21 protein-coding genes are annotated in these 25,239 nt (G+C 51.8%); 10 read left to right on the forward strand and 11 right to left on the reverse strand.

Going from position 1 to position 25,239, the window contains the following annotated elements:
* Window positions 1–114: 114 nt before the first annotated feature.
* Window positions 115–1,128 carry an NADP-dependent oxidoreductase gene (locus LZ463_RS08580; protein ID WP_241455209.1) on the forward strand — a complete coding sequence of 338 codons (1,014 nt, stop codon included), beginning with the start codon at window positions 115–117 and terminating at the stop codon, window positions 1,126–1,128.
* Window positions 1,129–1,262: 134 nt separating this feature from the next.
* On the opposite strand, the gene LZ463_RS08585 is transcribed toward LZ463_RS08580, so the two are convergent.
* Complete coding sequence (locus LZ463_RS08585) at window positions 1,263–2,597, reverse strand: aminotransferase-like domain-containing protein (RefSeq protein WP_241455210.1); 1,335 nt, start codon at window positions 2,595–2,597, stop codon at window positions 1,263–1,265.
* A gap of 100 nt (window positions 2,598–2,697) precedes the next feature.
* Here LZ463_RS08585 and LZ463_RS08590 point away from each other — a divergent pair, with 100 nt between their 5' ends.
* Window positions 2,698–3,318, forward strand: a complete 621-nt coding sequence (locus LZ463_RS08590) for a DJ-1/PfpI family protein (RefSeq protein ID WP_241455211.1) — start codon at window positions 2,698–2,700, stop codon at window positions 3,316–3,318.
* A gap of 1 nt (window position 3,319) precedes the next feature.
* Here LZ463_RS08590 and LZ463_RS08595 read toward each other — a convergent pair whose 3' ends face one another.
* Window positions 3,320–5,065: a glycoside hydrolase family 44 protein gene (locus LZ463_RS08595; RefSeq protein WP_241455212.1), complete on the reverse strand. Its 1,746-nt coding sequence runs from the start codon at window positions 5,063–5,065 to the stop codon at window positions 3,320–3,322.
* A gap of 283 nt (window positions 5,066–5,348) precedes the next feature.
* On the opposite strand from LZ463_RS08595, the gene LZ463_RS08600 reads away from it, so the two are divergent.
* Window positions 5,349–8,687, forward strand: coding sequence for a S41 family peptidase (locus tag LZ463_RS08600; RefSeq protein WP_241455213.1), 3,339 nt, complete (start codon window positions 5,349–5,351; stop codon window positions 8,685–8,687).
* Window positions 8,688–8,752: 65 nt separating this feature from the next.
* Here the strand turns inward: LZ463_RS08600 and LZ463_RS08605 are convergent, their stop codons facing one another.
* The 4 genes from LZ463_RS08605 to LZ463_RS08620 all read right to left on the reverse strand — a co-directional run bounded on the left by LZ463_RS08605 (window position 8,753) and on the right by LZ463_RS08620 (window position 11,039).
* Window positions 8,753–9,583 (reverse strand): DUF2189 domain-containing protein, encoded by an 831-nt coding sequence (locus LZ463_RS08605; RefSeq protein WP_241455214.1) that lies wholly within the window; start codon window positions 9,581–9,583, stop codon window positions 8,753–8,755.
* Window positions 9,584–9,746: 163 nt separating this feature from the next.
* A complete protein-coding gene (locus tag LZ463_RS08610) occupies window positions 9,747–10,331 on the reverse strand; it encodes a TMEM175 family protein (RefSeq protein ID WP_241455215.1) in 585 nt (194 codons plus the stop codon).
* Window positions 10,332–10,352: 21 nt separating this feature from the next.
* A complete protein-coding gene (locus LZ463_RS08615) occupies window positions 10,353–10,637 on the reverse strand; it encodes a TfoX/Sxy family protein (RefSeq protein ID WP_241455216.1) in 285 nt (94 codons plus the stop codon).
* A gap of 3 nt (window positions 10,638–10,640) precedes the next feature.
* Window positions 10,641–11,039, reverse strand: coding sequence for a tautomerase family protein (locus LZ463_RS08620; RefSeq protein WP_241455217.1), 399 nt, complete (start codon window positions 11,037–11,039; stop codon window positions 10,641–10,643).
* 361 nt (window positions 11,040–11,400) lie between these two features.
* Between LZ463_RS08620 and LZ463_RS08625 the strand changes: the two genes are divergently transcribed.
* Window positions 11,401–12,120: a substrate-binding periplasmic protein gene (locus LZ463_RS08625; RefSeq protein WP_241455218.1), complete on the forward strand. Its 720-nt coding sequence runs from the start codon at window positions 11,401–11,403 to the stop codon at window positions 12,118–12,120.
* A gap of 11 nt (window positions 12,121–12,131) precedes the next feature.
* Here LZ463_RS08625 and LZ463_RS08630 read toward each other — a convergent pair whose 3' ends face one another.
* Window positions 12,132–13,238 carry a DUF2855 family protein gene (locus tag LZ463_RS08630; RefSeq protein WP_241455219.1) on the reverse strand — a complete coding sequence of 369 codons (1,107 nt, stop codon included), beginning with the start codon at window positions 13,236–13,238 and terminating at the stop codon, window positions 12,132–12,134.
* 262 nt (window positions 13,239–13,500) lie between these two features.
* On the opposite strand from LZ463_RS08630, the gene LZ463_RS08635 reads away from it, so the two are divergent.
* The 6 genes from LZ463_RS08635 to LZ463_RS08660 all read left to right on the forward strand — a co-directional run bounded on the left by LZ463_RS08635 (window position 13,501) and on the right by LZ463_RS08660 (window position 18,714).
* Window positions 13,501–14,148: a hypothetical protein gene (locus tag LZ463_RS08635; RefSeq protein WP_241455220.1), complete on the forward strand. Its 648-nt coding sequence runs from the start codon at window positions 13,501–13,503 to the stop codon at window positions 14,146–14,148.
* Window positions 14,145–14,822: an ABC transporter ATP-binding protein gene (locus LZ463_RS08640; RefSeq protein WP_241455221.1), complete on the forward strand. Its 678-nt coding sequence runs from the start codon at window positions 14,145–14,147 to the stop codon at window positions 14,820–14,822. Before LZ463_RS08635 ends, LZ463_RS08640 begins: the two co-directional genes overlap by 4 nt.
* Window positions 14,819–16,036 carry an ABC transporter permease gene (locus LZ463_RS08645; RefSeq protein ID WP_241455222.1) on the forward strand — a complete coding sequence of 406 codons (1,218 nt, stop codon included), beginning with the start codon at window positions 14,819–14,821 and terminating at the stop codon, window positions 16,034–16,036. The genes LZ463_RS08640 and LZ463_RS08645 overlap by 4 nt, the downstream gene beginning before the upstream one ends.
* A gap of 18 nt (window positions 16,037–16,054) precedes the next feature.
* Window positions 16,055–16,783, forward strand: a complete 729-nt coding sequence (locus tag LZ463_RS08650; protein ID WP_241455223.1) for an outer membrane lipoprotein-sorting protein — start codon at window positions 16,055–16,057, stop codon at window positions 16,781–16,783.
* Between the two features lie 2 nt (window positions 16,784–16,785).
* On the forward strand, window positions 16,786–18,054 hold the full coding sequence (locus LZ463_RS08655; RefSeq protein ID WP_241455224.1) for a hypothetical protein: 1,269 nt from the start codon (window positions 16,786–16,788) through the stop codon (window positions 18,052–18,054).
* A 72-nt stretch (window positions 18,055–18,126) separates the two neighbouring features.
* Window positions 18,127–18,714, forward strand: a complete 588-nt coding sequence (locus LZ463_RS08660; RefSeq protein WP_241455225.1) for a hypothetical protein — start codon at window positions 18,127–18,129, stop codon at window positions 18,712–18,714.
* Between the two features lie 64 nt (window positions 18,715–18,778).
* Here LZ463_RS08660 and LZ463_RS08665 read toward each other — a convergent pair whose 3' ends face one another.
* The 4 genes from LZ463_RS08665 to LZ463_RS08680 form a co-directional block, all read right to left on the reverse strand.
* The gene (locus LZ463_RS08665; protein WP_241455226.1) at window positions 18,779–19,756 is read right to left on the reverse strand and encodes a GGDEF domain-containing protein; all 978 of its coding nucleotides are present in this window, start codon (window positions 19,754–19,756) and stop codon (window positions 18,779–18,781) included.
* A gap of 175 nt (window positions 19,757–19,931) precedes the next feature.
* Window positions 19,932–20,495, reverse strand: coding sequence for a GNAT family N-acetyltransferase (locus tag LZ463_RS08670; protein WP_241455227.1), 564 nt, complete (start codon window positions 20,493–20,495; stop codon window positions 19,932–19,934).
* A 14-nt stretch (window positions 20,496–20,509) separates the two neighbouring features.
* A complete protein-coding gene (locus tag LZ463_RS08675) occupies window positions 20,510–21,619 on the reverse strand; it encodes an HD-GYP domain-containing protein (protein WP_241455228.1) in 1,110 nt (369 codons plus the stop codon).
* Window positions 21,620–21,999: 380 nt separating this feature from the next.
* Window positions 22,000–24,888 carry a M16 family metallopeptidase gene (locus tag LZ463_RS08680; RefSeq protein WP_241455229.1) on the reverse strand — a complete coding sequence of 963 codons (2,889 nt, stop codon included), beginning with the start codon at window positions 24,886–24,888 and terminating at the stop codon, window positions 22,000–22,002.
* Window positions 24,889–25,239 lie beyond the last annotated feature (351 nt).

Below are 25,239 nucleotides of genomic sequence, written 5' to 3' on the forward strand. Positions count from 1 at the left end.
CAAAAGCAACAATATTATGCAATATGATGGACTTATCAGGCAACAATATCCTGCCTATACTGTTTTCCATGGTCAGCACTGTGCTGCATCACAATAACCGACAAGGAATACAACATGAACGCGATCAACCATCAATTCAAACTGGCAGCCCGTCCACAAGGCAGCATCAAACATAGTGACTTCAATCAGGTCAAGGAGCCGGTGCGTGACCTGCAAGCCGGTGAAGTCCTGATCAAGAACCTGTATATCTCACTCGACCCGGCCATGCGTGGCTGGATGAATGAAAGCAAAAATTCCTATATGCCACCAGTTGCCATTGGTGAAGTAATGCGCGCCCTGGCCGTTGGTCAGATTGTGGAAAGCAACAATCCTAAATTTGCTGTTGGCGATCATGTCACCGGCATGCTGGGCGTACAGGGATATGCGTATTCAGACGGCAACGGTATCACCAAGGTTGATCCCAAGCTCGCTCCCCTGCCCTTGTACCTGAGCACATTGGGCATGCCTGGCATGACAGCTTATTTTGGCCTGCTGGAAGTTGGTCAGCCCAAAGAAGGCGACACCGTTGTCATTTCCGGCGCAGCCGGTGCTGTCGGCACCATCGTTGGCCAGATCGCCAAAATCAAGGGCGCACGCGTGGTCGGTATCGCCGGTGGTGCAGACAAAGTCCGCTACCTGACAGAAGAACTGGGCTTTGATGCGGCGATCGATTACAAGAGCGAAGATGTCAGCGCAGCCCTGAAGCAACATTGCCCCGATGGCATCCATGTGTACTTCGACAATGTTGGTGGCGACATTCTTGATGCAGCACTGGCACAACTGGCTTTTGGCGCACGTGTTGTCATTTGCGGCGCGATATCCCAATACAACAATACAACTCCGATCAAGGGTCCGTCAAATTACCTGAACCTGATGGTCAAGCGCGCCACCATGAAAGGTGTGATGGTATCCGACTTTTACCCACGCGCCATGGAAGCGGCAATGGTAATGGGTGGCTGGATCATGTCGGGCAAACTGAAAAGCCGTGAAGACATCGTTGAAGACCTGGAAAATTTCCCTGACACTTTCCAGAAATTGTTCACCGGCGAAAACAATGGCAAACTGATCTTGAAAGTAGCTACAGCCTGAAACTCTTGCTGAGTTAAACGGCCATCACTGCCCTTGCCTTACCTTGTCCCGGCTTATGTCAAAGTCGGCGACAAGGGCAAGCAAACCATCATCAAGTTTCATTACGTGTATTGTGCCAATTGCGTCCAACACTCTCAATACGCATACTCAGCAATTACCTGCCTGACTTTTTTCAGCGCAGCGTCCAGAGCCTCCAGGCTCACAGAGCCCAATGCCAGCCGTATTGCATGTGGCGCATGTGCAGAGGTAACAAATGGTTCTGCCGTAGCTACCGAAATGTTTGCCCGTAAAAGCGTCGCAGCCACCTGATCGGCCCGCACCTCTTCTGGCAGGGGTAGCCAGAGAAAATAAGAAGCGGGATGAGCGACATACTGCATTCCACGCAATACTTTACGCGCCAATGCCTGTCTCGCCATGGCGTCGTTGCGCTTTTCTGCTTCCAGACGCACGATAGTCCCATCCTCCATCCAGCCGCTGGCCAAGGCGGTGATCAAACCAGGGGTATTCCAGGTCGTTGCCCTGATGCTGCGCTCCAGTGCAGCGACCCATTTCATCGGGGCAGCAACAAATCCTACCCGCAAGCCGGTCGCAACACTTTTGGAAAGACCGGACACATATACGGTCAGTTCAGGAGCCAATGCTGCCAATGGTGCGGGTGGATTTTCTGCCAGAAAGGCATAGGCGGCATCCTCTATGATCAACAACGCATGCTGGCGGGCAATCGATATCAGTTGCCGGCGCTGCGTCAAGCTCATGACCCATCCCAGGGGGTTATGCAGTGTGGGCATGGCATACACGGCGCGCACATGCCTGCTTTGACACAAACGCTCAAGTGCCTCCAGGTCCATGCCACGCTCATTTACCGGAATAGCCAGCAATTCCAGGCCATGTGTCTGAGCCAACACCTTGAAACCCGGATAGGTCAGCGCATCAACCGCAACCACATCACCTGGTTTAAGCAGCGCCATGACAGTGACAGCCAGGCCATGTTGCGCACCGCTGACAATCAGCACCTGATCCGCATCAACGTCCAGACCGCGACAGGCCAAATGGCGTGCAACGATAGCCCGTTCATGCGGACGCCCGGCATGCGGCTGGTAGCGCAACAAGGCATCCAGATCGCCGGAACCAGCCATCTGCCGTAGCGCAATTCTGAGCAGTTCCGTCTGGCCTGGCAAAGATGGATAGTTGAAATTGAGATCAACCATGCCAGCCATGGCCGCATGCTGGTCTATACCATGGCTGGCATTCAGTGTCGTTTCCCTGACAAAGGTGCCGCGACCGGTTTCACCACTGACCAGGCCCATGGCTTCCAACTCGGCATATACCCGGCTTGCAGTCACCAGAGCCAAGCCTTCTTTCGCAGCCAGCTTGCGATGGGTAGGCAGGCGCGTGCCCGGTGCCAGCGCACCGCTGCGGATATCGGCGGCAATCGTGTCAACCAGAAATTTATAGCGTGCCAGCGCCATCGATCAGGTCCTTTATGTATCCATGACAATTATTTGATTGTATTGATTATCGCCTATACGATACTTCACGGACCATATATTTGACCAGGGAGAAATGAACATGCACATCAGCATATTAAGCTTTGAAGGTTTTAATGAACTCGACTCTTTTATTGCGCTTGGCATACTCAACCGCATCAAGAAACCTGGCTGGCGGGTAACAATAGCCAGCCCCGCCGCACGCGTGCAATCAATGAATGGCCTGATCGTGGAAAGCCAGGTCTCGTTACAGGAGGCCAGTATGGCCGATGCTGTGATCGTGGGTAGCGGCAGCCAGACCAGAGAGGTCGTGAGCAACCCGGCCATCATGGAGCAATTGCAGTTGGACCCGTCCAGGCAATTGCTCGGGGCCCAGTGCTCAGGTACCTTGGTACTGGCAAAATTGGGTTTGCTTAATGATGTGCCAGCCTGCACCGACCTGACCACAAAACCCTGGGTACAGGCGGCAGGTGTGGAAATATTGAACCAGCCCTTTTTTGCCAACGGCAATGTTGCGACCGCCGGCGGCTGCCTGGCTTCAACTTATCTGGCAGCCTGGATGATCGCCAGACTGGAAGGGCTTGAGGCCGCACAAAGCGCCATTCATTACGTGGCGCCAGTCGGAGAAAAAGACGACTACGTAGCGAGGGCAATGGCAAATATCACGCTCTATCTGCCCGCTGCAATGACTTCACTGATTTAAATTAAGGCTTCAATACAAAATGCAGCACAGAACGTGCGGGCAGGCTGTAGCTGAACTTGTTTTGTGTGATATTGCTGAGACCACTACGCACGGTGATGGCAGTATTGCTACCGCTGACACCCCACACCTGGGCATATTTGAGACTGACCGGATGATTGAGCTGGAAGCTGCTGTTGATCGCACTGGCCAGGCGGTTGATGGCGACGACATGGACAACATTCGGATCATTCAAGTCTATGGCCGCATACACGGCAGCGCTGGCATTATTGCTGGCCACAGCCTTGACAGAGGTGGCAGGGAAGACGGATTTGTTACCATCATAATTGCGATAGATTTTAAAACCGGAAGCGATGAAACCTTCGGCATCACCAAAATACGTCGCCAGGTATACGCCCTGCTTGCCAAAGCTGCCCAGCGCGTCCGCCTGGGCGATGGCACCCGTGATATCGCTCTTGCCACCAAAATCATATTCGGTCACTGCCAGTTTGGTGCCGGGGTAAAAATCATTGATGGATTGCTGCAACTTGGGCAGCATTTGCAGGCCACGGCCATCGGTAAAGCCATTGCCTGATTGCGTGATCCAGCTTGGCTCTACATAACCGGCATCCCACAGGCTGCGTGCTGCCTGCACGCGGGTGGTGGCGTCATAGGACGCCTGTGGATAATAGTGAAATGAAAACACATCAAGCAAACGACGGCCAGCACTTTGCGAAGCCTGCTTCATTTTTGCCAGGTAGGCATTGGCCATGCTCATGCCATTGTAACGATAACGGTCGCCGCTATTATTCGTGGCATAGGGTTCAACATTGTATTGCCCCCAGTCTGCAGGCTGGTGCGATTGCGAACCGTCCCACACCGCCCACAGACTGAACAGCCCCAGGTAACCGCTGACAGCAGGGCCAAAAGTTTCAGCGCTGGCATCCATGCGTTTGACGGTCGTGGCCAGGGCTACGTTCTTTTGTATAACGTCAGTCACGGTGGTCAGCTGCGGGTACAGCAAGGCATGGGTGCCGCTGTCGCCACTCGGTGTAGTCCAGTGATGCCAAAGATCCGGCTCGTTATCGAGCTCATAGCCTTTGACGCCATTCGTCGCTGATGCCGTGCCATATTTTTGCAGCAGGAAATTGATTTCTTCATCAATATAGACATTGCCGTCACCAAGACTGGGGCTCAGGCTCAGCGCGCCTGCACTGGCTGGTTTGTCATTGACAATAGTCAGCCAGCGGGCCGTATCGACATTGCTGGGGCCGGGGGCGTTTTGCCACAGTTGTGAACCGTTGCAGGTGGATGGTGGATTGAGATTGACGATGTCTTTAGGCAGTTTGCCAGCGGCAGGCAACTGCAACAATGAATAGGTACCCAGAACCACAGATTGATCCTGGAAGTTCTGTAAGGCAGCGCCAGGGGCGTAATAGGCCAGGCCATTACTTTGACTGGGATTACCTGCTCCCGCAGTCGCACTGACACCGGCATTCGATGAATTGCACCAGTCGGCGCCTGAGTTGCTGACGCCGTTTTCCCAGCTATAGCTGGTCATGTTATTGCCGCCAAGGCGGCGTGAACGCAGGTTCAGACTTTGCAGACTGGCCTGTCCACCCTGGTTTGCCCAGCCAGCACGACTTGTTCCATCGGCATAAGCGTTGTATCCATAGATCAATGGGCTGATGGTCTTGCGTTCTGCCTGAGTATCAACGGAGAATGTGACATTCTGGGCTGCAGTTATCGAAAATTCTGCAGAAATCCCCATAAATAAAAGAACTTTCAGAACTTTGCACAAGCTCACTTGTCTCATCATGCGCTCCTGGCTCGCCTGTAAATTATTTCCCGCAACCCCGTTGCGAATTTCCACATGGAAATTGTAAATAATTATGGCAGAACTTTTCAGAGAGCCAATACGTAATTGTTTCCAATTGTTTCTTAATTTCTGTCATTTATATAACAACTCCGCCGATCATTGTGTTTTAAGCATACTTTTTTTACACTTGATTATTACTACAACCACAAATACTTCCAAAACACCGAGACGACTCATGAGACTTTCCACATTAGTACTTACCCTCAGCCTGGCAGGCCTTATCAGTACAGCATCTGCTGCTCCGGCCTATTACCGTTTCCCCAGTATCAAGGGAGATGCCGTTGTATTTACGGCTGAAGGTGACTTATGGAAGGTCGCAAGTAGTGGTGGTCAGGCACAACGACTGACGACGCATCCGGCAGCGGAGGTTTTGCCGGCCATCTCGCCCGATGGCAAATGGCTGGCCTTTTCCGCTGCCTACGAAGGGCCGACTGAAGCTTATGTCATGCCTATGGCCGGCGGTTTGCCTAAGCGCATCAGCTTTGAAAACGACCAGGTCAACGTACTGGGATGGACCAATAGCGGCGAAGTCATGGTCAGCACTCTGAACAGCACCGGCCCGTCTTCGCACCGGGTAGTTGCTGCCATCAATCCGCAAAGCATGTTGCGTCGCGTGTTCCCGGTTGCAGATGCCAATGAGGCCACGCTCGATGACAGCGGCAAATTCCTGTATTTCACCCGCTTTGGCTTGCACATGACAAATGACAATGCCAAGCAATACCGTGGCGGCGCCGTCGCCCAGTTATGGCGTTACGATGTACAGGGCAAGACTGAAGCGACACAGCTGTTTGCCGGCGATGCCAGCAATAACCGTCGCCCCATGTGGTGGAAAGGCCGCCTGTATTTTGTCAGTGACCGCAATGGCGCCTTCAATATCTGGACAGCCAATGCCGATGGCAGTGACGCCCGGGTGTTGACGCAGCACAAGGATTGGGAAGTGCGCAATGCCAGCCTCGGGGACGGCAAGATCGTCTACCAGTTAGGGGCAGACCTGCATGTGTTTGACATTGCCAGTGGCAAGGACCAGTTACTTGCCATTGATCTGGTGTCCGACTTTGACCAGCAGCGCAAACGCCAGATCAAGTCCCCGCTCGATTACCTGAACAATGTAGAACTGGCCAGCAAGGAAGAACGCCTACTGTTCACCGCCCGTGGCCGGTTGACGATTGCCGGTAGTGGCCCGCAAAGGCGGATAGACTTACCGGTACCGGAAAATGCGCGTGCCCGCGAAGCCGTGTTTTCGCATGATGACAAATCTGTGTATGCCATCGTCGATACCACAGGTGAAAATGAAATCTGGAAATTCCCCGCAAATGGATTGGGCAAGCCTGAAGTGCTGACCACCAACGGCGATGTACACCGTTACCATATCTTCCCGTCCCCCGACGGCAAATGGCTGGCACACAGTGACAAGCGCGGCCGCCTGTGGCTGCTTGACCTGGCGACCAAAACCAACCAGATCATCGATGATGCAGGCAAGCTTGGCGTGGAAAGACAGGAAGAAGTGACCTGGTCACCTGACAGTAAAACCATCGCCATCATCAGGCCAAATAACAAGTTGCAAAGAACCCAGATAGGTTTGTATTCGCTAGACAGCAAGCAATTGCATTTTGTTACCAGTGACCGCTATAACTCCAGGGCTGCCGTATTTTCCGGTGATGGCCGCTGGTTGTATTTCTTTTCTGAGCGTAATTTCCAGGTCAGCAATCGCTCACCCTGGGGTGACCGCAATATGGGCCCGCACTTTGAAAAGCGCAACGGCCTGTATGCACTGGCGTTGCAGAACGACAATCGCTTCCCCTTCAAACCTGATGATGAATTGAGCAAATCAACAGATAAGTCTGCGGATAAATCTACTGAAAAACCTGCTGATAAAGTCGCAGACAAAGCTACCGACAAAGCTGGCGACAAGCCATCAGAAAAAACAGAAGAAACGAAAAAACCCGTAAAGCCTGCCCTCCCGGCGATCCAGTATGCCGGCCTGGCAGAACGCCTGTATCAGGTACCACTGGCTTACGGCAATTATCGTGAGCTCGCTGTCGATGACAAGCGTTTGTATTTCACAGAACAGGAAGGCTCGGATGGCAAAGCTACGCTGAAGACCCTGGCCATTTCCAAGAACAGCCCGCAACCAGAAATCTTTGCCGGCAATATTCGCCAGTTTGATTTGTCTGCCGATAAAAAACATGTGTTCTATCGCAATCAGGTAGGCACTGGTCCCAGCGAATTTTATATTGTCGAAGCTGGCGCCAGACAACCACAGGATATCAGCAAGTCCAGGGTCAACATCAGTGACTGGAGCTTTTTCCTCAATCCCAAACTTGAATGGCAGCAAATATATGCCGATGCCTGGCGCATGCACAGGGACTTCCTGTTTGACGACAAAATGCGTGGCGTGGACTGGAACAAGGTACGCAGCAAATACTCTCCATTGGTGGACAGAGTGACCGACCGAGCCGAACTCAATGATGTACTCGGCCTGATGGCCAGCGAGGTCAGCACCCTGCATTCCCAAACCCGTCCCGGCGATGTACGCCGGGTTGCACCGGAGGGCCAGGCTGCATCACTGGGAGCGGTGCTGAGCCGTACCAATGCAGGTTATCGCATAGATCACATCTACCATACAGAACCAGAGCTGCCATCTGAACTCCCACCCCTGTCGCAACCTGATCTGGATATCCGGGAAGGCGATGTCATCACTGCCATCAATGGCCAGCCTGTGCTCGAGGCGCGTGACATATCCGACCTGCTGACCAATCAGGCTGACAAACAGGTTCTCATGCATGTAAAACGCGGCGATCATGCGGCACGCGCTGTCATTGTCACGCCGGTCAACATGATGAAGCATGCCAATCTGCGCTATAGCGATTGGGAACAAAGCCGCAGCGAGCAGGTCAACAAGGCGACCCAGGGACGCATAGGCTATCTGCACCTGCGCGCCATGGGTCCGCAGGATATCAATAGCTTCGCCCGCGATTTCTACAGCAATATAGAACGCGATGGCCTGATCATCGATGTGCGCCGTAACCGGGGTGGCAATATCGACAGCTGGATCATAGAAAAACTGTTGCGCAAGGCCTGGGCCTTCTGGGCTACACCAACATCTGCCCCTTACACCAATATGCAGCAAACATTCCGTGGGCATCTGGTAGTGCTGGTTGATGAACTGACCTATTCAGACGGTGAAACCTTCGCGGCCGGTATCAAGGCTCTGAAACTGGGCCCGCTGGTTGGCAAGCGTACTGCCGGCGCCGGTGTCTGGTTATCCGATAATAATTCACTGGCAGACAATGGCATGATCAGGGCTGCCGAAAATGCGCAGTTTGGCATGGATGGGAAATGGCTGGTGGAAGGCGTCGGCGTGGCACCGGATATTGAAGTAGACAACCTGCCACACGCAACCTTTAACGGCAAAGATCAACAGCTTGAAGCCGCGATACAGTTGCTGGAGAAGAAACTCAGGGAACAGCCTGTCAAACCCATGCTGCCGCAGACAATTCCACCGTTAAAATAACCGTCACTTTATAGTGAACATAGAAAGCCCTTCATTTTTGATGAAGGGCTTTTTTAATAAGCTGATCAGTCTGGCTGCGCCTGCCGGTCAGCCGCCGTAGCAACAATTTCTTTATATGCATGCCAGCTTGCATGCCCTATCAGTGGCATGGTAATCAGGAACCCCAGGTTCCAGCTCATAAAGCTGACCACAACCGAGGCAATGATCAAACCAGCCCACACCAGTGTTGCCGGCACATTGATAAACAAGGCAACACAACTGATGATCATCGCCGTAATGGCGTCGGTGTCACGATCCAGCATCATGGGAATGGCAACCCAGCTGATGGCAAACACGATGCTGGCAAATACAAAACCCACACACAGATAAACAGCAACAAATTCCAGGTTATTCAGGGAGAATAACTGCGCCAGAAAACCATGCATGGTCGGCATTCCCTTGTTGTAGAACAGAGCGAAGATCACAAGCGAAGCACGCGCCCAGACCATCGTGATGACTGCCAGTACCAGTGTCAGCACACCAATATTGCTCCAGCGCCCCTGCATGGAGAACACGCTGCCCAGCAAACCGGAATGGGTATCTTCCAGGCGACGGCTGATATCGTACAAGCCGAGTGCGAGCATGGGGCCAAGCAGAAGGAAACCACAAGTCAGCGCAGACAGATATTCCGGCGCATTATTCAAGACCAGCTGCAATACCGTGCCCATGACAGTAAAGCAAATTCCATAGAAAATACTGGATATCCCGGCAGCACGCAAATCCCGCCAGCCCAGCCTGAGCCAGGTCAGCGGCCTGAACATGCCTACCCGGCGTATAGGCGGAAAAACCGATTCCTGATCGATGACGCTCTTGATATCTGGCGGCGCGCTATCCCCGCCCTGCAACTGATCTGCCATACTGTCTCCGCTTGCATCTTATGGTGATGAATGCGTCCGTTTTTTACGGCTCAATTCCATGCTAAGGCAGTCAGACGAGATTGGCAAGCACGGACATGAATCGATGCTGTCAAGTTACAGGGTTCGAGTCAATCAGCGAATCTCGCGCAAACCAGCCAACGAATCATTCGGCATGGTTCTCCAGTACTTTTTCTATGCGGCGGTCAGGTATCAGCCAGATCAGGGCAATGAAGACATACAAGGCCATGGAAACCAGAGGCTGCCAAAAAGCCGTAGGTATCGCAATCGCATAGATCAGTGGCGACAATTTTCCTTTCCAGTCCGAACCTACTGCTTTCTTGAGCAAGGAATCCTTGCCCTGTGTTGCAATGATCTGTTGTTGCAAGATGTAATAAGCAATAGCCGACATGAGCAGCACCAAGCCATACAGAGCAGACGGGGCTGAAGCAAAATGATTTTCACCAACCCAGCCAGTAGCAAATGGAATAAGTGAAAGCCAGAACAACAAATGCAGGTTGGCCCACAAGATGCCACCAGTCACCCGGCGACAGGTGTGCAACATGTGGTGATGGTTATTCCAGTAAATACCTACATAAATGAAGCTTAATACATAACTCAGAAATACCGGCAATACAGGGAGCAAGGTATCCAGTGTTGCACCATGCGGTACTTTCATTTCCAGCACCATGATGGTGATCAGGATAGCGATGACACCATCGCTGAATGCTTCCAGTCTGGTTTTACCCATTATCAACCAACACTTTCCATATCATCGTTTTTTATCCATAACTTGAGCATCCCTGCAGGCATCAACCGCCAGTAACAGGCTGGTACGCTGCTCACGCGACACTTGCTGCCATGGTACACCAGTCAATGCCGATTCCAGGGCCCACAATAAATTCAGACTGGCGCCCTGTTGGGTTTTCAACACCCGGACATAAGCAGCTACTGCGCCAGCTTCCCTGAGTTGCATGACGGTGGTAATACCGGCGGCAGCCAGCATGGCCTGCGACTTTGGTCCCAGGCTCTTCAGTTCACGGATACTGTCCGTCATCGGCTATTCATCCTCGGGTGCGTCAACATGTATCAAACGACCACCGGCAAACGACCAGTTTTCCCAGGCAGTTTCCCTGAAGCAGACCATGATGTTTTCAGGATTCATGCTCTTGGAACAGAGCCGTTTCATCAGGCTGTCCAGCAATTTTCTCTTTACTTTGACACTACGGCCTATGGACCAGAGAATTTCTATCAGGACGAAATCATGGTTCCTGGGTTTTTGCAAATCAGGATAACTGGGGTCAAAACGAAAGTTCTCTTCCGGCAGTTCCAGGATACGCTGAAACCTGTCTGTCTCCGGCACCCCCGATTCAATCAGAGCGGCATGAACGGCATTGAGTACGGTCTCTTTGAACAGCAGGGATTTGGGCTTGCAGACGGTGATGGTAACTAAAGGCATATGATCCCCCTTGCCAGGCAAATGAAAGCACACGAGAAATAACACTAACAGGCATACAAGAAAATCGCCGAACAGGAGACAACGCCTGTTCACCTCAAGTTTGCCTGCATGCTTTTATCATCTTAGCAAATAATTCAGTTTTTTGAGGAAATGATATGCTTAAAAGCATTGCATCTCTTTACAGATATAAAAAATACTTCAAAGCAACAAAAAAACTACATTAGTCTCCCCCTCCCACTTCAAGCTGGTAAGATCAATCAACCGCCACCCCTCCCTTGATGACTGCATGTGCGACAGACTGACTCCCTTCCTCCATGTTCTTGCAGGACGAGCGGCATTTATTTTCGTCTGTTGTTTGCCGTTGAATACACATGCAAAAACAGTCATCCCTCTGCTGCTGGCAGAGTCACGCGACGAAAATGGTGAGATTGCACCGATACGCCCAGAAAACCAAAAAATCATTGACTATTTTGAGCGTGCCATGGGTGTGCAATTCGAGATACGCCGTTACCCGCTAAGCCGCGTAATAGAGAATGTCAGCAAGGGTGAGGGCCTGGCCTTTGGTTTATCCAGAAGTAGCGAAAGATTGAAGACCATGCGCTATTCCGAAGCCGTCTTTTCAGATTTTGTCTGGGTGGTTGCCCGTGACGACATGCAAATGAAATTCACCGGCATCAAAGACCTGAAAGGCAAATCTGTCGGCATCGTCAGGGGTATACGCTTTGGCGATGAGATAGACAGCATGCGCAATCACTTGTTCAAAGTGGAAGAAGATCAGCCACAATTAAGTTCCCGGCTCAAGAAACTGTTGTCAGGGCGCATGGATGTCATGCTGGTCAATTCCCGCATGGCCGGCAGCAAAGAACTGGAGACAGAGCTCAACCTGTATCTAAATGAAAAAAACCTGCGCACGGAGGCACAAACGAACTATGGTGTGAAAGTTTTTGCCAAACCCTTCCTGGTCGACAACATTCACTTTACCGCTGGCTACATGGCCAAACCTGACACCCTTAAAATAATCAATGCAGCCATCACCAAAGGCAGGAGGTCTGGCGACTTGCCCGCCCTTTGGCGAAAATAACTGCCACCATTTCACAAAGATAATACATTACCCTGATCCGGCCTTGCTGCTCCGCTCAGCATGCTGTTATAGACCCGGCGCACATCATCTTCCCCCTGACCATGGATGATCTGCATCCATGGTTTTTCGGCTGACAAAACAGGTTGCATGAATTGCTGCCAGGCCTGCGCCAACTTGCTTTGCACACCGTTCGGCCCCCAGTCGGCCATGCGCTTCTTGATTTGTGCAGGTGCAAAAAACAGTACTGGTCTGGCGCCTGGCAAGGCCGACGCACCGCTGAGCTCTTCCCAGTGGGTGCCGCCAACGGCGCAGCTGTATTTCATATTATCCTTGAAGTGATGATGCAACTGGCTGCGCAGTTGCCCGTTACCTGCCATGTCCACATACACAACCGCCTGTTCTGCAGGTAAAGAGGTGACGTCGTCATAAGCGACTACCTCATCATAAATGCCCATATTTTTGACAAATTCCAGATTGCCTGGCGAGGTCAGGCCTATGATCTTGCAAGTCTTGTTCTTGCGCAGTGACAGCATGAAAGCCAGACCATAGGCGGTCTTGCTCGACGCACTCGATATCAGCACAGTTTTTGCGCCAAAGAACTGATTGTCATCGAGGAAATCATCAATCATGAAAGAAGTAATGAACAAGGGGCGCAACAAGGCCTGTACATCTTCCGATTCTTTGGTATAGCCAGGGTCAGTGCTGGTTCTGACATAGTGGTTGTACAGGCCATGCATGGCTTGCCGGTGTTCTGCGCCATCAGTAAAGCCATTATCTGACACCCTGGTCGCAGTCACCGTCAAATGCGTTGCCATGGGGAAGTAACCATAAAAACGCTCACCGACTTGCACTCCATCGGCTTTTGAGGCCAGCACATCACCAAAACCCCATACCGGTATATTGCCCCAGCCCTCTTCCGTAGGAAAAAAATTCCAGTATTGCATGGCAGTGCCAAAAGCGGCGTAGGTCACATTGTTTGAAGTGAACGCAAATCGTTCCACCTGCAACACCACCTGCCCTGGCTGCAAATCTGATGCGGCAGGTACCTGCAATGGAATGAACCTGGATTCCAGCAAATTGCTTTTATTCACAATGAATTCTTTGGGCAGATTGTTCATGGTCTCGTTATTTGTGTTCTTAAGAAATCAAGTATTGCACGATTCGGGAAATTTTTCTCTGCAGACAGCATAAAAGGACCTTGCGAAACAACTCTTGCTTTTGTTTTCACCAGCCTACCGTTCGCGCCGCTGTGGCGACAGTTCACGCCTCACTTTCGGGCTTGGTCGCATCCTCATGGTCGGCTGCTTATTGGCAATTTAATCTTGCTTCAGTCGCAGAAGTTTGCGCCACATTCATGCCACAACAATCAAGGAGATCAGCATGTCCCTGCCACAAACCAACACCGGTCAAAAGTTCCTGCTGGCCAGCAGCCTGTTTTTTGCCATTTCCAGCCAGGCTCTGGCGTTTTCCGACAGCCAGTTTCAGGTAGCCTTCCAGCAATTCGTCCAGTCCGCCAAGGGTAGTGAGGACAGCACGGCAAATGCATTCAATGAATTACTCAAGCAAGATCCAGGCAGTCCGCTGATCATGGCTTATGCCGGTGCAAGTACAGGCAAACTGGCTGTCACAACGAGCTTACCCTGGAAAAAAATGTCGTTTGCAGAAGATGGCATGGCCATGCTGGATAAAGCCCTGCAACTGGCAGCCGTCAATGAGAATGCCCAGGGACATGGCAGTACACCCGTCGTGCTGGAGGTCAAATATGTTGCAGCCAGCACCTTTCTGGCTGTACCAGCCTTCATGAACCGTGGACCGCGCGGTGCCAAACTATTGAGTGAAGTGCTGGAACACAAGCAGTTCGCCCAGGCAGAACCAGGGTTCAAAGCTTCGGTACTGATGCGCGCCGCCAGTCTGGCCAGCGAACAAAAACGCAATGACGATGCACGCCGCTACCTTAATGACGTCATACAGCTCAATACCCCTCAGGCAGCAGCAGCCAAAGCCATGCTCAAAGGACTGCCATCATGAATCTGGCTCCCGCTATAGAACTGCACGCGGTTCACAAGACTTACCAGCTTGGCGCCCATGTGGTCAAAGCCCTGCAAGGCATTGATCTGCGCCTTGAACGTGGTGAACTGCTAGCCCTGACAGGCCCGTCGGGCAGCGGCAAGAGCACCATGCTCAATTTGTGCGGACTGATCGATAAAGCCGATTCAGGTGACATCATCCTTAACGGTGTCAACATCAACCAATACAGTGACACGCAAAAGACTTTGCAAAGACGCGACACCATAGGCTTCATTTTCCAGAGCTTCAATCTGGTGCCGGTGATGACCGTAGCCGAAAATGTCGATTACCCCTTGTTTCTGACCGGGGTACCGGTTGCGGAAAGGCGTGAACGCGTCGCTGCCCAGTTAAAGGCTGTGGGCCTGCATGAGCATGCGCAGCACTTGCCCGACGCCCTGTCCGGCGGGCAGCGCCAGCGCGTGGCGATCGCCCGTGCCCTGATCAAACGCCCCAGCCTGGTAATAGCGGACGAACCGACTGCCAGCCTGGATTCGCGTACGGCAGACCAGGTACTTGACCTGATGCGCGAACGCGGACATGCCGAAGGTGTTGCCTTCATCATCGCCAGTCACGACAGCCGGCTGACCAGCCGCAGTGACCGCATCGTATCCATGCTGGACGGGAGACTGCAATGAAACTGAGCTGGTTAAAATTCGCCTTCTACAATACCCTGCGCAATCGCCGCCGCTCTGCCGTCACCGTGACAGTAGCAGCACTGGGTACTGCCGCCATCCTGCTCGCCGGTGGTTTTGCCTATTCAACCTATGAGGGCCTGGCACAGATATCGGCACGCAGTACCGGTCATCTGATCATAGGCAAACCCCAGCACTTCACCAGTGACCAGGACGTGCCCTTGCAATACGGTCTTGATGATGCTGCATCCCTGCAGGCGAAAATACTGGCTGATCCGGCTGTGCGCTATGTCTTGCCACGCATAGAATACAGCGGTTTGATCAGCAATGGCGACAAGTCCACCATCATGCTGGCAGTGGGAATAGATCCTGATGCCGAATTTTCTGTCAAGGGACCGACCCTGGACCTGAAAAAAGGCGAGCTGATCCAGACCGATTCGGCAGAAGCCGAAATCGTACTCGGTGAAGGTCTGGCACGCAGCCTCAAGGCACAGCCCGGCAGCACCCTGACACTGATGGCCAGCACCACCGATGGTGCGCTCAATGCCGTTGATGTCACCGTCAAGGGCATCGTATCGACAGGTGTGCCCGACCTTGATAAACGCCTCGTCTATTCCAACATCAAGACTGCGCAAAAACTTCTGAATACCAAGCGGGTATCAAGCCTGGGTGTGTTTTTGAATTCCATGGAAGCAACCATGCCGGCCCAGGCCAGGCTGGCCGGGGTTTTCCCTGAACTGACCGTACAGAACTGGCTGGAACAGGCTTTCTTTTACAAGTCGGTCAGGGATCTTTACAACCGCATCTTTGGTGCACTTGGCGCCATCATCAGTGTCATTGTTGTGTTTGTGGTCGCCAATGCCATGGCCATGGCCATCATCGAACGCACTCGTGAAATAGGCAGTCTGCGCGCCATGGGTACCTTGCCCGGGCAATTGATACGCAGCTTTTCTTTTGAAGGCATGTTTCTGGGTGGAGCAGGTGCAGCACTCGGCGCAGTATTGGCCATCAGTATTGCCTTGCTGCTGACGGTTTTTCCCGTGCAGATGCCGCCACCGCCTGGCCGTTCCAGCGGCTACCCGCTGCTGATCAGCATTGATGTTGCCATGTACGTGGTCACACTCGTAACGATGGTCGTGCTGTCCATGCTGTCATCTGCTTTCATCGCCCGTAAAACCCTGCGCCAGCCTATCGTTGACGCACTCGCCCATAACTAATAATAGCAGGTACACGACATGAAAATCATCTCCCCCTTGCTGCTCGTTGCCGCCACGATCGCCGCTATGCCGGTGCAGGCAGCCGACATCAGCGACATATTGAAAGCTGCTGATCAATACCGCATTGGTACAGAAAACATGCAGGTGGAAACCCGGATTACCACCTTTGCCAAAGATGGCAGCAAAGAAAAAGAACGCAGCTACATGGTGTTCAGCCAGATCAATCACCAGTCCCTGGTACTGATGCAGAGTCCGGCAGAAAAAGGGCAAAAGGTTTTGATGCTGGGCGATGATTTCTGGATGCTGCTGCCAGGCAGTCAACGACCATTGCGCATCACTCCCATGCAAAAACTGCTGGGCGATGCTTCTATCGGTGACATCGCCACCATGAGCTGGGCGCAAGACTATACCGGCAAGATAATCGGAGAAGAAAAATGCGGAGAGAGAGCATGCCTGCATCTGAGCCTGAACGCCGTACGCAAATCTGTTGCTTACCAGCGCATAGAGTTATGGTTGAGCAAGAACCACCATGAACCGGTCAAGGCAGATTTGTTCGTGCAATCAGAAAAACTGGCCAAGCAAGCCAGCTTTGTTCTCGACAAAAACGAGGTAGCCGAGATGGTCCTGCTTGATCAATTAAGCAGTCATAAAGAAACCCGCGTGCGTTATGTCAGTCGCAAGCAGAAAACCGTACCTGAACAATGGTTGAACCCCATGTTCCTGGCCAAGAACCCCAACCTGGAGTAATCATGTCTGCCTATCAAGGTTCTGCTCCCAACTTCCGTACTGCTACGCTCTCTATACTGGCGACCTGGTTGTTCAGTACCGGGGCAATGGCCAGCGATCTCGATTTCAGCGGTCAGGTCAGGGGCTTGCTCAACAGCTATGGCAGCAACAGCAGCAGTCCTATGGCATGGGCCACTCAATTGAATCCTGGCCTTAACAGCAGCAATAGCCAGCTGGCAGTAGCAGAGACTGAATTGCGCGCCAGTTTCAAGAGCATCAATGCCGTCGCCACCCTGCAAGCCCAGGCCAATGACGCCAGCCATACCCAGGCAACAGCCTGGCTCAATGAGCTGTATGGCAGTTTTGGCGATGGCGCCTGGCAACTCAGTGCAGGAAAAAAAACCATCGCCTGGGACGTCGGCTATGGTTTTCGGCCAAATGACGTCGTGGCGCAAGAAAAACGTCGCTCCCTGATCAGTAATACCGTCATCGGCAAACCTCTGGCCAGCCTTGATTATTTCACGGCAAAATCTTCATTGTCCCTGGTCTGGGTCAATCCAGTCCACGCAGCGACCAACAACGTGGCGGATGAACAGGCACTGGCAGCCAGACTATACCAGCACATAAACGGGGTTGATCTGCATGGGTTTGCACGTTATGGTCAAAGGAACGGTGCCAGCCTTGGTGCGGCCCTGTCCTGGGTAGCGACGGATGAAATGGAAGTACATGCTTCAGTACGCTATCAGAAGCACACCCCCGGCTTGCGCATGAATGATGACGCCAATCTGTTACAACGCAGCTCACCCTGGCAGGACAGCACGCAGGACAATGCAGTACAACTCATGCTTGGAGCAAATTACACAACCGAGTCACAACACAGCTTCTTCCTGGAAGCATGGTGGGACGGTACGGCATTGTCAGGCAAGGATTGGCAAAACTGGAACAGACGTAACCAGGATTTGCGCAACAGCCTGAACTATCTGCCACAGTTCCAGCGTGAAATCGGCTATAACCTGGCCTGGCAAAACCAGGCTCTGTCAGCGTCAGGCAATATCCGTCGCAAAAATGTTTTTGCTCGCTGGAGCTGGCAAGAAAATGGCTGGCAACCTTCGCTCGATGTGCTGTGGACTCCAGAAGATAATGGCCGCATCATCACTGCCGCCCTCGGCTGGCAAGGTGACAGAATCAGCATCAATGGCGGCCTGCGCCTGTATGGTGGCCCAAATAAGGCCATACTCGCCCTACTGCCTGACAGTAGAATGGCCTATGTATCAGCGACCTGGGCATTTTGAAGCATCGCAGCGCCACGGATTAGGCGATAATAGACCCCCTCGCTATTATTGTCTGATTGCAGAAAGTGCTGTATGTCCAAATCCCATGTTGATGCCAACTACCGTTTCATTGCCGCCAACCAGGAAGTCAACACCCGCATCGCCCAAAGACATCAGTCACTGGCACTGTATGTGACCCTGGTGGTTAGTCTGCTGGCGGCCCTGGTTGCCTTGAAGCCGGGAGAAAGCAATAGTAAATTGCCCATAGAATGGCTGGTGCTGGGTTTCCCCGTCGCTTCCATCTGCCTGGCTTTCCTGAATTACAAGGCTGAACGTGCCATCACCAATCTGCGCCAGTTCCTGTCCGCCCTGGAAAGACTGGAAAACGCCCATTACCACTTGCCCAGCTACAACACTGACCCGCGCTGGGCCATCATGGCCAACAAGGCCAGGCGCTTCCAGGACTATGCAAGCGCTGTGCTGGTGATCGCCGCCAATGCCATAGGCCTGGGTGCCGTCATCCACATCTACCCGGAGCGTATAGCCGCCAATCAGTTCGTCATCTGGATCAGCGGCATTACTGCTTTAATATCACTGTTTGTCTTGCTGTTCATGCCAGCCTGGAGTTATCGTCCTGCCAGCGAACAGGAAAAACTCAATGATGAGTCAGCTCAGCCATAAGCAAAAAAACTGTGTCCCGAGAAAAACCAGGGACTGGCCCGCATCAGTCGGGCAAGCGTTGCAGTCATTCGGAATCGAGCCCATCCACCCGCACCGCATTGCGCCCCGATAGTTTTGCTTCATAGAGCATGGCATCGGCACGACGGAACCAGGATTCCCCGTCCTCGTCCTGGCGTCTTCTGGCAACACCGATGGATACGGTAATCGGGAAATCGCGCAGCAATACTGACTTTTCGACCAGGCTGCGCAATTCTTCCGCCAGGCGGGCAGCGGCAACACTGTCAACCCCTGTCGCAACGACAACAAATTCTTCACCGCCGTAACGAAAAAAATGATCCCCGCTGCGCAAACGCATGCGCATCAGGGAGCAGAAATTGATCAGTACCTGATCCCCGACCATATGACCAAACTGGTCGTTGACGTTTTTAAAATGATCAAGATCCAGTATCAGCAAGCAGGTGTCATGCATACCTGTCTCATGCGTGTTCATGGCATGAATCTGCCTGTCAAAGGCGCGGCGATTCCCGGCACCAGTCAAAAAATCTTTTTCAGCTTGCTGATTCAATTCCACATGCTGCAAATCAGTACGCTCGGAAAAAATGTATGAAAACAAATTGATCAGCATCAGCGTGACTACCAGGCTGGATAGATTAAACAAGGGCATGGCAGGTTGCAATATCCATAGCAGGCAAAGCAGGGATATGCTGTTGATGGCCAGAGCTTCTTTTGCCTTGAGTATAAAAAAAGCAGCAATCATGGTCGGGTAAGCCCAATACACGATGGACACCCCTTTGATATAAATGGCAGCGAGCATGCCCACAGAATAAAACACCGTCACGGCAATACCGGCTGCGCGCACCCGCCTGGTGTGCCAGACAAACAGGGTAATGCAAAGCATGCCAAAGACGATCATCAGGTCGACGGCAGCCAGTATCCAGTGGTGTTGCAGCAAACGAATAATGCCAAAGGGAAGTATGCTGGGTATGCTAAGGCCGCAAAGCATTAGCAAGACCACCTCTTCCTTTGAGCGTTTTGACAACATAAGGCTTCCAGTCAAGTCGGGCTGAGCGGCACTGCGGCTGGATTAGGCATTGTGCCAATTAACTTGCCTGCCCGCAGGATTACAGTTCCAGCCTACCTCATTCCCTGACAGGATGTCCAACAGAAAACCGTGATGTTTGCCTGATTGACACAACGGTCTTAACACTCTGTAACACTCAGGCTGCAGGCGCCTCATTCCATTTCAACTCTGGGTGCAGTCTCGCATACATCCAGAAATTGCCGGGTTTGCCACGCACCATGCGAAAAGCATGCAAATAGCCTTCTTGTCTGAATCCCGTCCTTTCCAGCACCTTGCGAGAACTGATGTTGCTCTCCAGTACAGTTGCCTGTATGCGGTTCAGGGCAAACTCATTGAAACCCCAATTGCACAGCACCTCACTTGTCACCTGTGCTATGCGCTGCCCCCAGTACTCGGGCGCCAGGTCATAAGCCAATTCGGCACTACGATTCAGGCCAGATATCGTATGAAAACCAACGGTACCGATCAACAGATCGTCGGTTTTCCTGACAATCGCCAGGCGTATCGGCGAATTGGGCTCATCTGAAAGATAACTGTCGAACTGTGGCAATAAATCATCAGCACCCGTCAAGTTCCAGCTGGTATGTTGTATTACATGTGGTTTGCTCAAGTAGGCATACCACTGTGGTATATCACTGTGCCGTATATTACGCAGGCCAAATTCTTTGTATTGGAAGTCAGGTAGGTTAGTAATTTGCATACATCAGAAAAAGCTTACGTTTGTCTGGCAAGCAGCTTGCGCACGACATCGTTGAAGACATCTACCATGTCAGGATCGAACTGGGTTTCGCGGTTGGCATTGATTTCTGAAATGGCACTGAGCAGGCTACGTCTGTAGCTGCGATCAGAACGTTCATTCGTCACCGAGCAAAAAGCATCGACAATAGCCAGCATACGAGCACCCGGATGTATCTGCTGTCCCGAAAGGCCATTTGGATAACCACTGCCATCAAAGCGCTCATGATGATCAAGCACCATGCGTGCCGCTTCATCCCATCCGCCAAAACGGAGCAAGAGCTGACTGCCAGTTATTACATGCTCCTGGACTATTTTCAACTCCTCTCTCGACAGGCCCGCTTCCTTATTGAAGATCGTATGCGGGATAAAAGCCATGCCAGCATCATGCATCAAAGATGCCGCCTCCAGTTGCCTGGCATTTGCCGGCAGGCCCAGTGCTTCGTTCAAGGCTTCGGTTAATTGTGCCGTCTGTTCACTGCGATTCTTTCGGTAAATGTTGAGACGGTCTATTTGTCGGGCAATTTTTTGCATCATTGCCAGGTCATCCGGCAATTCGAGCAGCACCCTGGGTATTTTGACATTACCGTCCCTGTTGTCAACCTTGCCGTCGAGCAAATCAATTGCGTCCTTGAATTGTTGTGGCTGAAGACCACCACTGCCAGTTTTTTGCAGCGCATCACAAAGCTCATACAACTGCCGGCGTCTGACATCGCTGGTGCATCCATGGGAAATCAGCTCATTAAGCAAATCCTCAATTTCATCAATAGCCAACAACAGAAATTCGCCGAGTTCGCGGAAATAGATATCTTGTTCTGCCCTCACCCTGGCAACGATTTCTTCAAGCCTGTGCAACAACTCAACAAAGGGAATCAAGCCCACCATCTGACAATTGCCCTTGAGAGAATGCATGGCACGGAACAAGCGGTGCAGATAAGAAGCTCCGCCCTGGTGATTAAGTTCCTTGATGCAGGCCTCTGCTTCTTCGCAAGCTTCGCGCGTGCAATCGACAAAGTCATCTATCACACTACGCTCCATGGCCAGAAATTCAGGACAAGTCAAACTATCAACACTGGCGATTGTATTCATCTTGGACCTTCCTGATTGTCGCTGATCAACATTATTGGAAATTATAGTCCAAAGCGACCTCCCTTTAAGGCAAGCAAAAATTAATCCGAAAACTAGTTTATCTATAGACTTGATCGCACTGTTCTTTGACAATGCATTTTCAATATGACGATTGTCATATTTTTCATATTAGTTAAAAATCAAATAGTCAGAGTGACAAATAAATTACCATAACGTGAAGGGTCCTGACAACCTCCAATTTCAAATTGAATTACTCAGCAAACACCTTGTTCACCGGAGTCAGCGATTGAGGCAAAAAATAAAGTAAATGTCAGAAGAGAAAAACCCTGCGATCTTTGCAGATTGCAGGGTTTTTCATTACCACGGGAAACTACCCGACTTCACTCAGCAAACACCTTGCTTGCAGGCGTGATAGTGACAGCATCCGTTTTAATATTCAGTTTGCGCTTGCCTATGACCTGGTCTTCGTCCAGCAATTCCTTCGGTTTGTCGGAATTGTACTTGATCGGTGACTCAGCATCTGCCACCAGCTTTGCCTTCAGATCGGCAGCATCTTTGGCGATGACGACGACGGACAGGTTTTCTGCCGACAAGTGCTTTTTGATGGCAGTATTGACATCTTCCAGTGTCAGCTTGCTCAGGTTGTCACGCATCATCTTGGTGAATTCAGGTGTGTGATGCCATTGCGCATCCAGGGCATAGCCAAGCTGCTGATCTTGTGTCGCCGTCATCATGAAGACATTCTTCATCAGATAGGCACGGGTGATCTCGAACTCTTCCTTGCTCAGACCCTTGTTGACCATTCGGTCGAACTCAGTCAGTGCAACACGCATGGCCATCTGGGCATTTTCCGGCGCGACCGGGCGTATCCAGATTTCAAACAGTTGTGACTGACGCGCCCTGTTGGCAGTTGGGAAGAACTGGAACATGCCGCCAGGGAAAGCTTCGATATACGCATAGTCGCCGTAATTCATGCCACGTACTTCGCGTATGCGCTGGTACAGGTGGGAAGAGCTGGCACGATGTTCGCCAAGCCAGGTCTTGGCCAGCCACAAGGCAGCAAAGTCTGGATGAGCACGTGTCACCGTGATGGGCTGTCCCAGAGAGATAGCGGTTGCTCGCGTATTCTTCTCTATGATCTCCACTTCCAGCCCCTTGCTGACTTTACCCACAGGTGCGGCAATGCGTGCAATACCCGCGCCTTCTGGCAATTTCGCCAGGGCTTGCTGCAAGGAAGCCTGCATGGTTTCAGTCACGTCACCAGAGATACCAACCTTCAATGCACCCCTGGTATACGCCTGTTTCCAGAACTGTTTGACATCATCCAACGTAATCGCATCCAAGCCTTTGATCGTACCCAATACAGGGTGGGCATAGGGGGACGCAGCAAACACATTGGTTTGCAGGCGTTCTTTGGCGAGTTCTTCTTCGTTATTGTCCTTCAGGTCCAGTGTCAGTGCATTTTTTTGTGCATCCTTGAGACGGCGGAAATCTTCTTCACGGAAGCCTGGTTCCAGTAACTGCGGCAAGGCGATATTGATCAGCTCATCCCATTTGTCTTTGTGTATGGAACCGCTGAAGGTGGTCATTTCCTTGTCGGTCTGGCTACCGAAGCTGGCCGCCAGCGGGAACAGTGCTTTCTTGATTTCATCTATCTTGCGTTCTTTGGAGCCGGCCGCATCGACCATGGCTGCGGTCAGGGCTGCCAGACCTTCCTTGCCTGCCGGGTCATTGGCGGAACCGGCATTGAACACCAGTTTGAAACGTATCTGAGGCAAGGCTGATTTTTGTACCAGCATGTCGAGCTTGCTGTCTGTGTTCTTGTCAGCAAAGCTGGCCAGCTTGGGCAACTGCGCCACTTCGGCAGGCAGCGCTGAGTTAGACAACGTAGTGACGATCATGCTATCGTCAGTCAGGTACTTCTTCGCCGCGGCCTGCAAGTCAGCTGGCGTCAGGCTATCGATAAGCTGATAAAACTGGTTCATCGTCGCGTAAGAACGCTTGTAATGAACAAAGCGTACCAGGGTAGAAGCGATTTGCTCGGTATTATCCAGTGAGCGTATGACACCGTATTTGAGCGCTGACTTGGCGTCAGCCACCTCCTTGTCAGACAATGGTTTGGCGGTAATGCTGGCAACGGTCTTCATGATCGCGTCACGTACATACACCACATCTTCCGGCTTCTTGACACGCGCACCTATGGTCGCCAGACCAGGATCGACATTGTCTGGCGTATAGTCAAATAACTGATCGACTTTTTGCTCATCCTGCTGCAAACGCTTGTTCAGGGCAGAGGTGGAACCGAAAGACAGGTTCAGCAGCAGACGCAGGGCTGCATGTTCCTTGTTCACTTCAGAAAAAGCTGGTGCATGGAAGGCCACGGTCACATACGGCAAGGTAGGGCTAGGCCATGGTACGTGTTTGTAGATTGCGCCTGTCGCCGGTGGTTCTGCCGGAACAGCAGGTTGCACCTTGCCGCGCTGCCATTTACCCCAGTACTTCTCGACCAAGGCGATGGCCTTTTGTGGTTCTACATCACCGGCGATGATGACAGTGGTGCGCTCCGGGCGATACCAGCGGTCAAAGAACACCTTGGAATAGGCATATTGATTGGGCATGTCCTCAATATCCTTGAGAAAGCCCATGGTCGTGTGTTTGTAGGTATGCTTTTGGTAAGCCGCATCGCGCATGACTTCAAACAGCTTGCTGATGGGGTTGGCGCTATTTTTATTGTATTCACCCAGTACTGCACGCGATTCTGTCTTGAAATCGGCTTCGCTATACGACAAGTTCTGGAAACGGTCTGCTTCTATACGCAGCATGGTTTCCAGGTCTTCCTTGGAGAAGGTTGTATGGTAATTGGTCAGGTCATCGCTGGTATAGGCATTTTGTCTTGCGCCAGTGGCCGTCAATATATCCTTGTACTTGTCTGCCGGAATTTCTTTGGTGCCACGGAACATCATATGCTCAAAGAAATGGGCAAAGCCGGATTTACCCTCTTCTATTTCATTGCGTGAGCCGGTCTGTACTGGAATATGCAGCGAGATGATATTAGGCAAGCCCGTAGGCACGATGATGATTTTCAGGCCATTTTGCAGCAGCTTTTCCGTCGCGTGGAAGGGCAACAGGTCTGCTGTTTTTTGCCCTGGTTTAACCACTTTAGCAGCCGTTGTTGCCGGGGTGGCTTTATCCTGTGCGTGGACAGAAAGAGCCGGGAGAAAGGCAGATGCCAGCGCCAAAGCCAGCGTGCTGCGTACAAAGGTTTTCATGGTTGCACCACCTGTAGTCATATTATTTTAAGGAAACCTGGATCAGATTTTACGAAACTATCTTCTGAACAACATCTGAAGATAGCTCAAAAAGCAGCAATATGACTACTGTTTGGAGAACAAGTTCAAGGAACCACTGATTATGCTACTGCGCGACACGATTTTGAACCTGCTGTTTTTGCAAATTCGTCGTCGTACCGGAGTACGACTGCGCTTCTGGGTTTTCAATGCGTCAAACTAGCACCGTTCGCTACGCTTAATCAGCGATTCCTAAAAAACCATAGTTCACTGGCGATGGAGACAAAAAAGCCCTGATGCTTTTTATGCATCAGGGCTTTCCTTGGTCCAAAC

Source organism: Undibacterium paludis, assembly GCF_022568815.1.
Classification (GTDB): domain Bacteria; phylum Pseudomonadota; class Gammaproteobacteria; order Burkholderiales; family Burkholderiaceae_D; genus Undibacterium.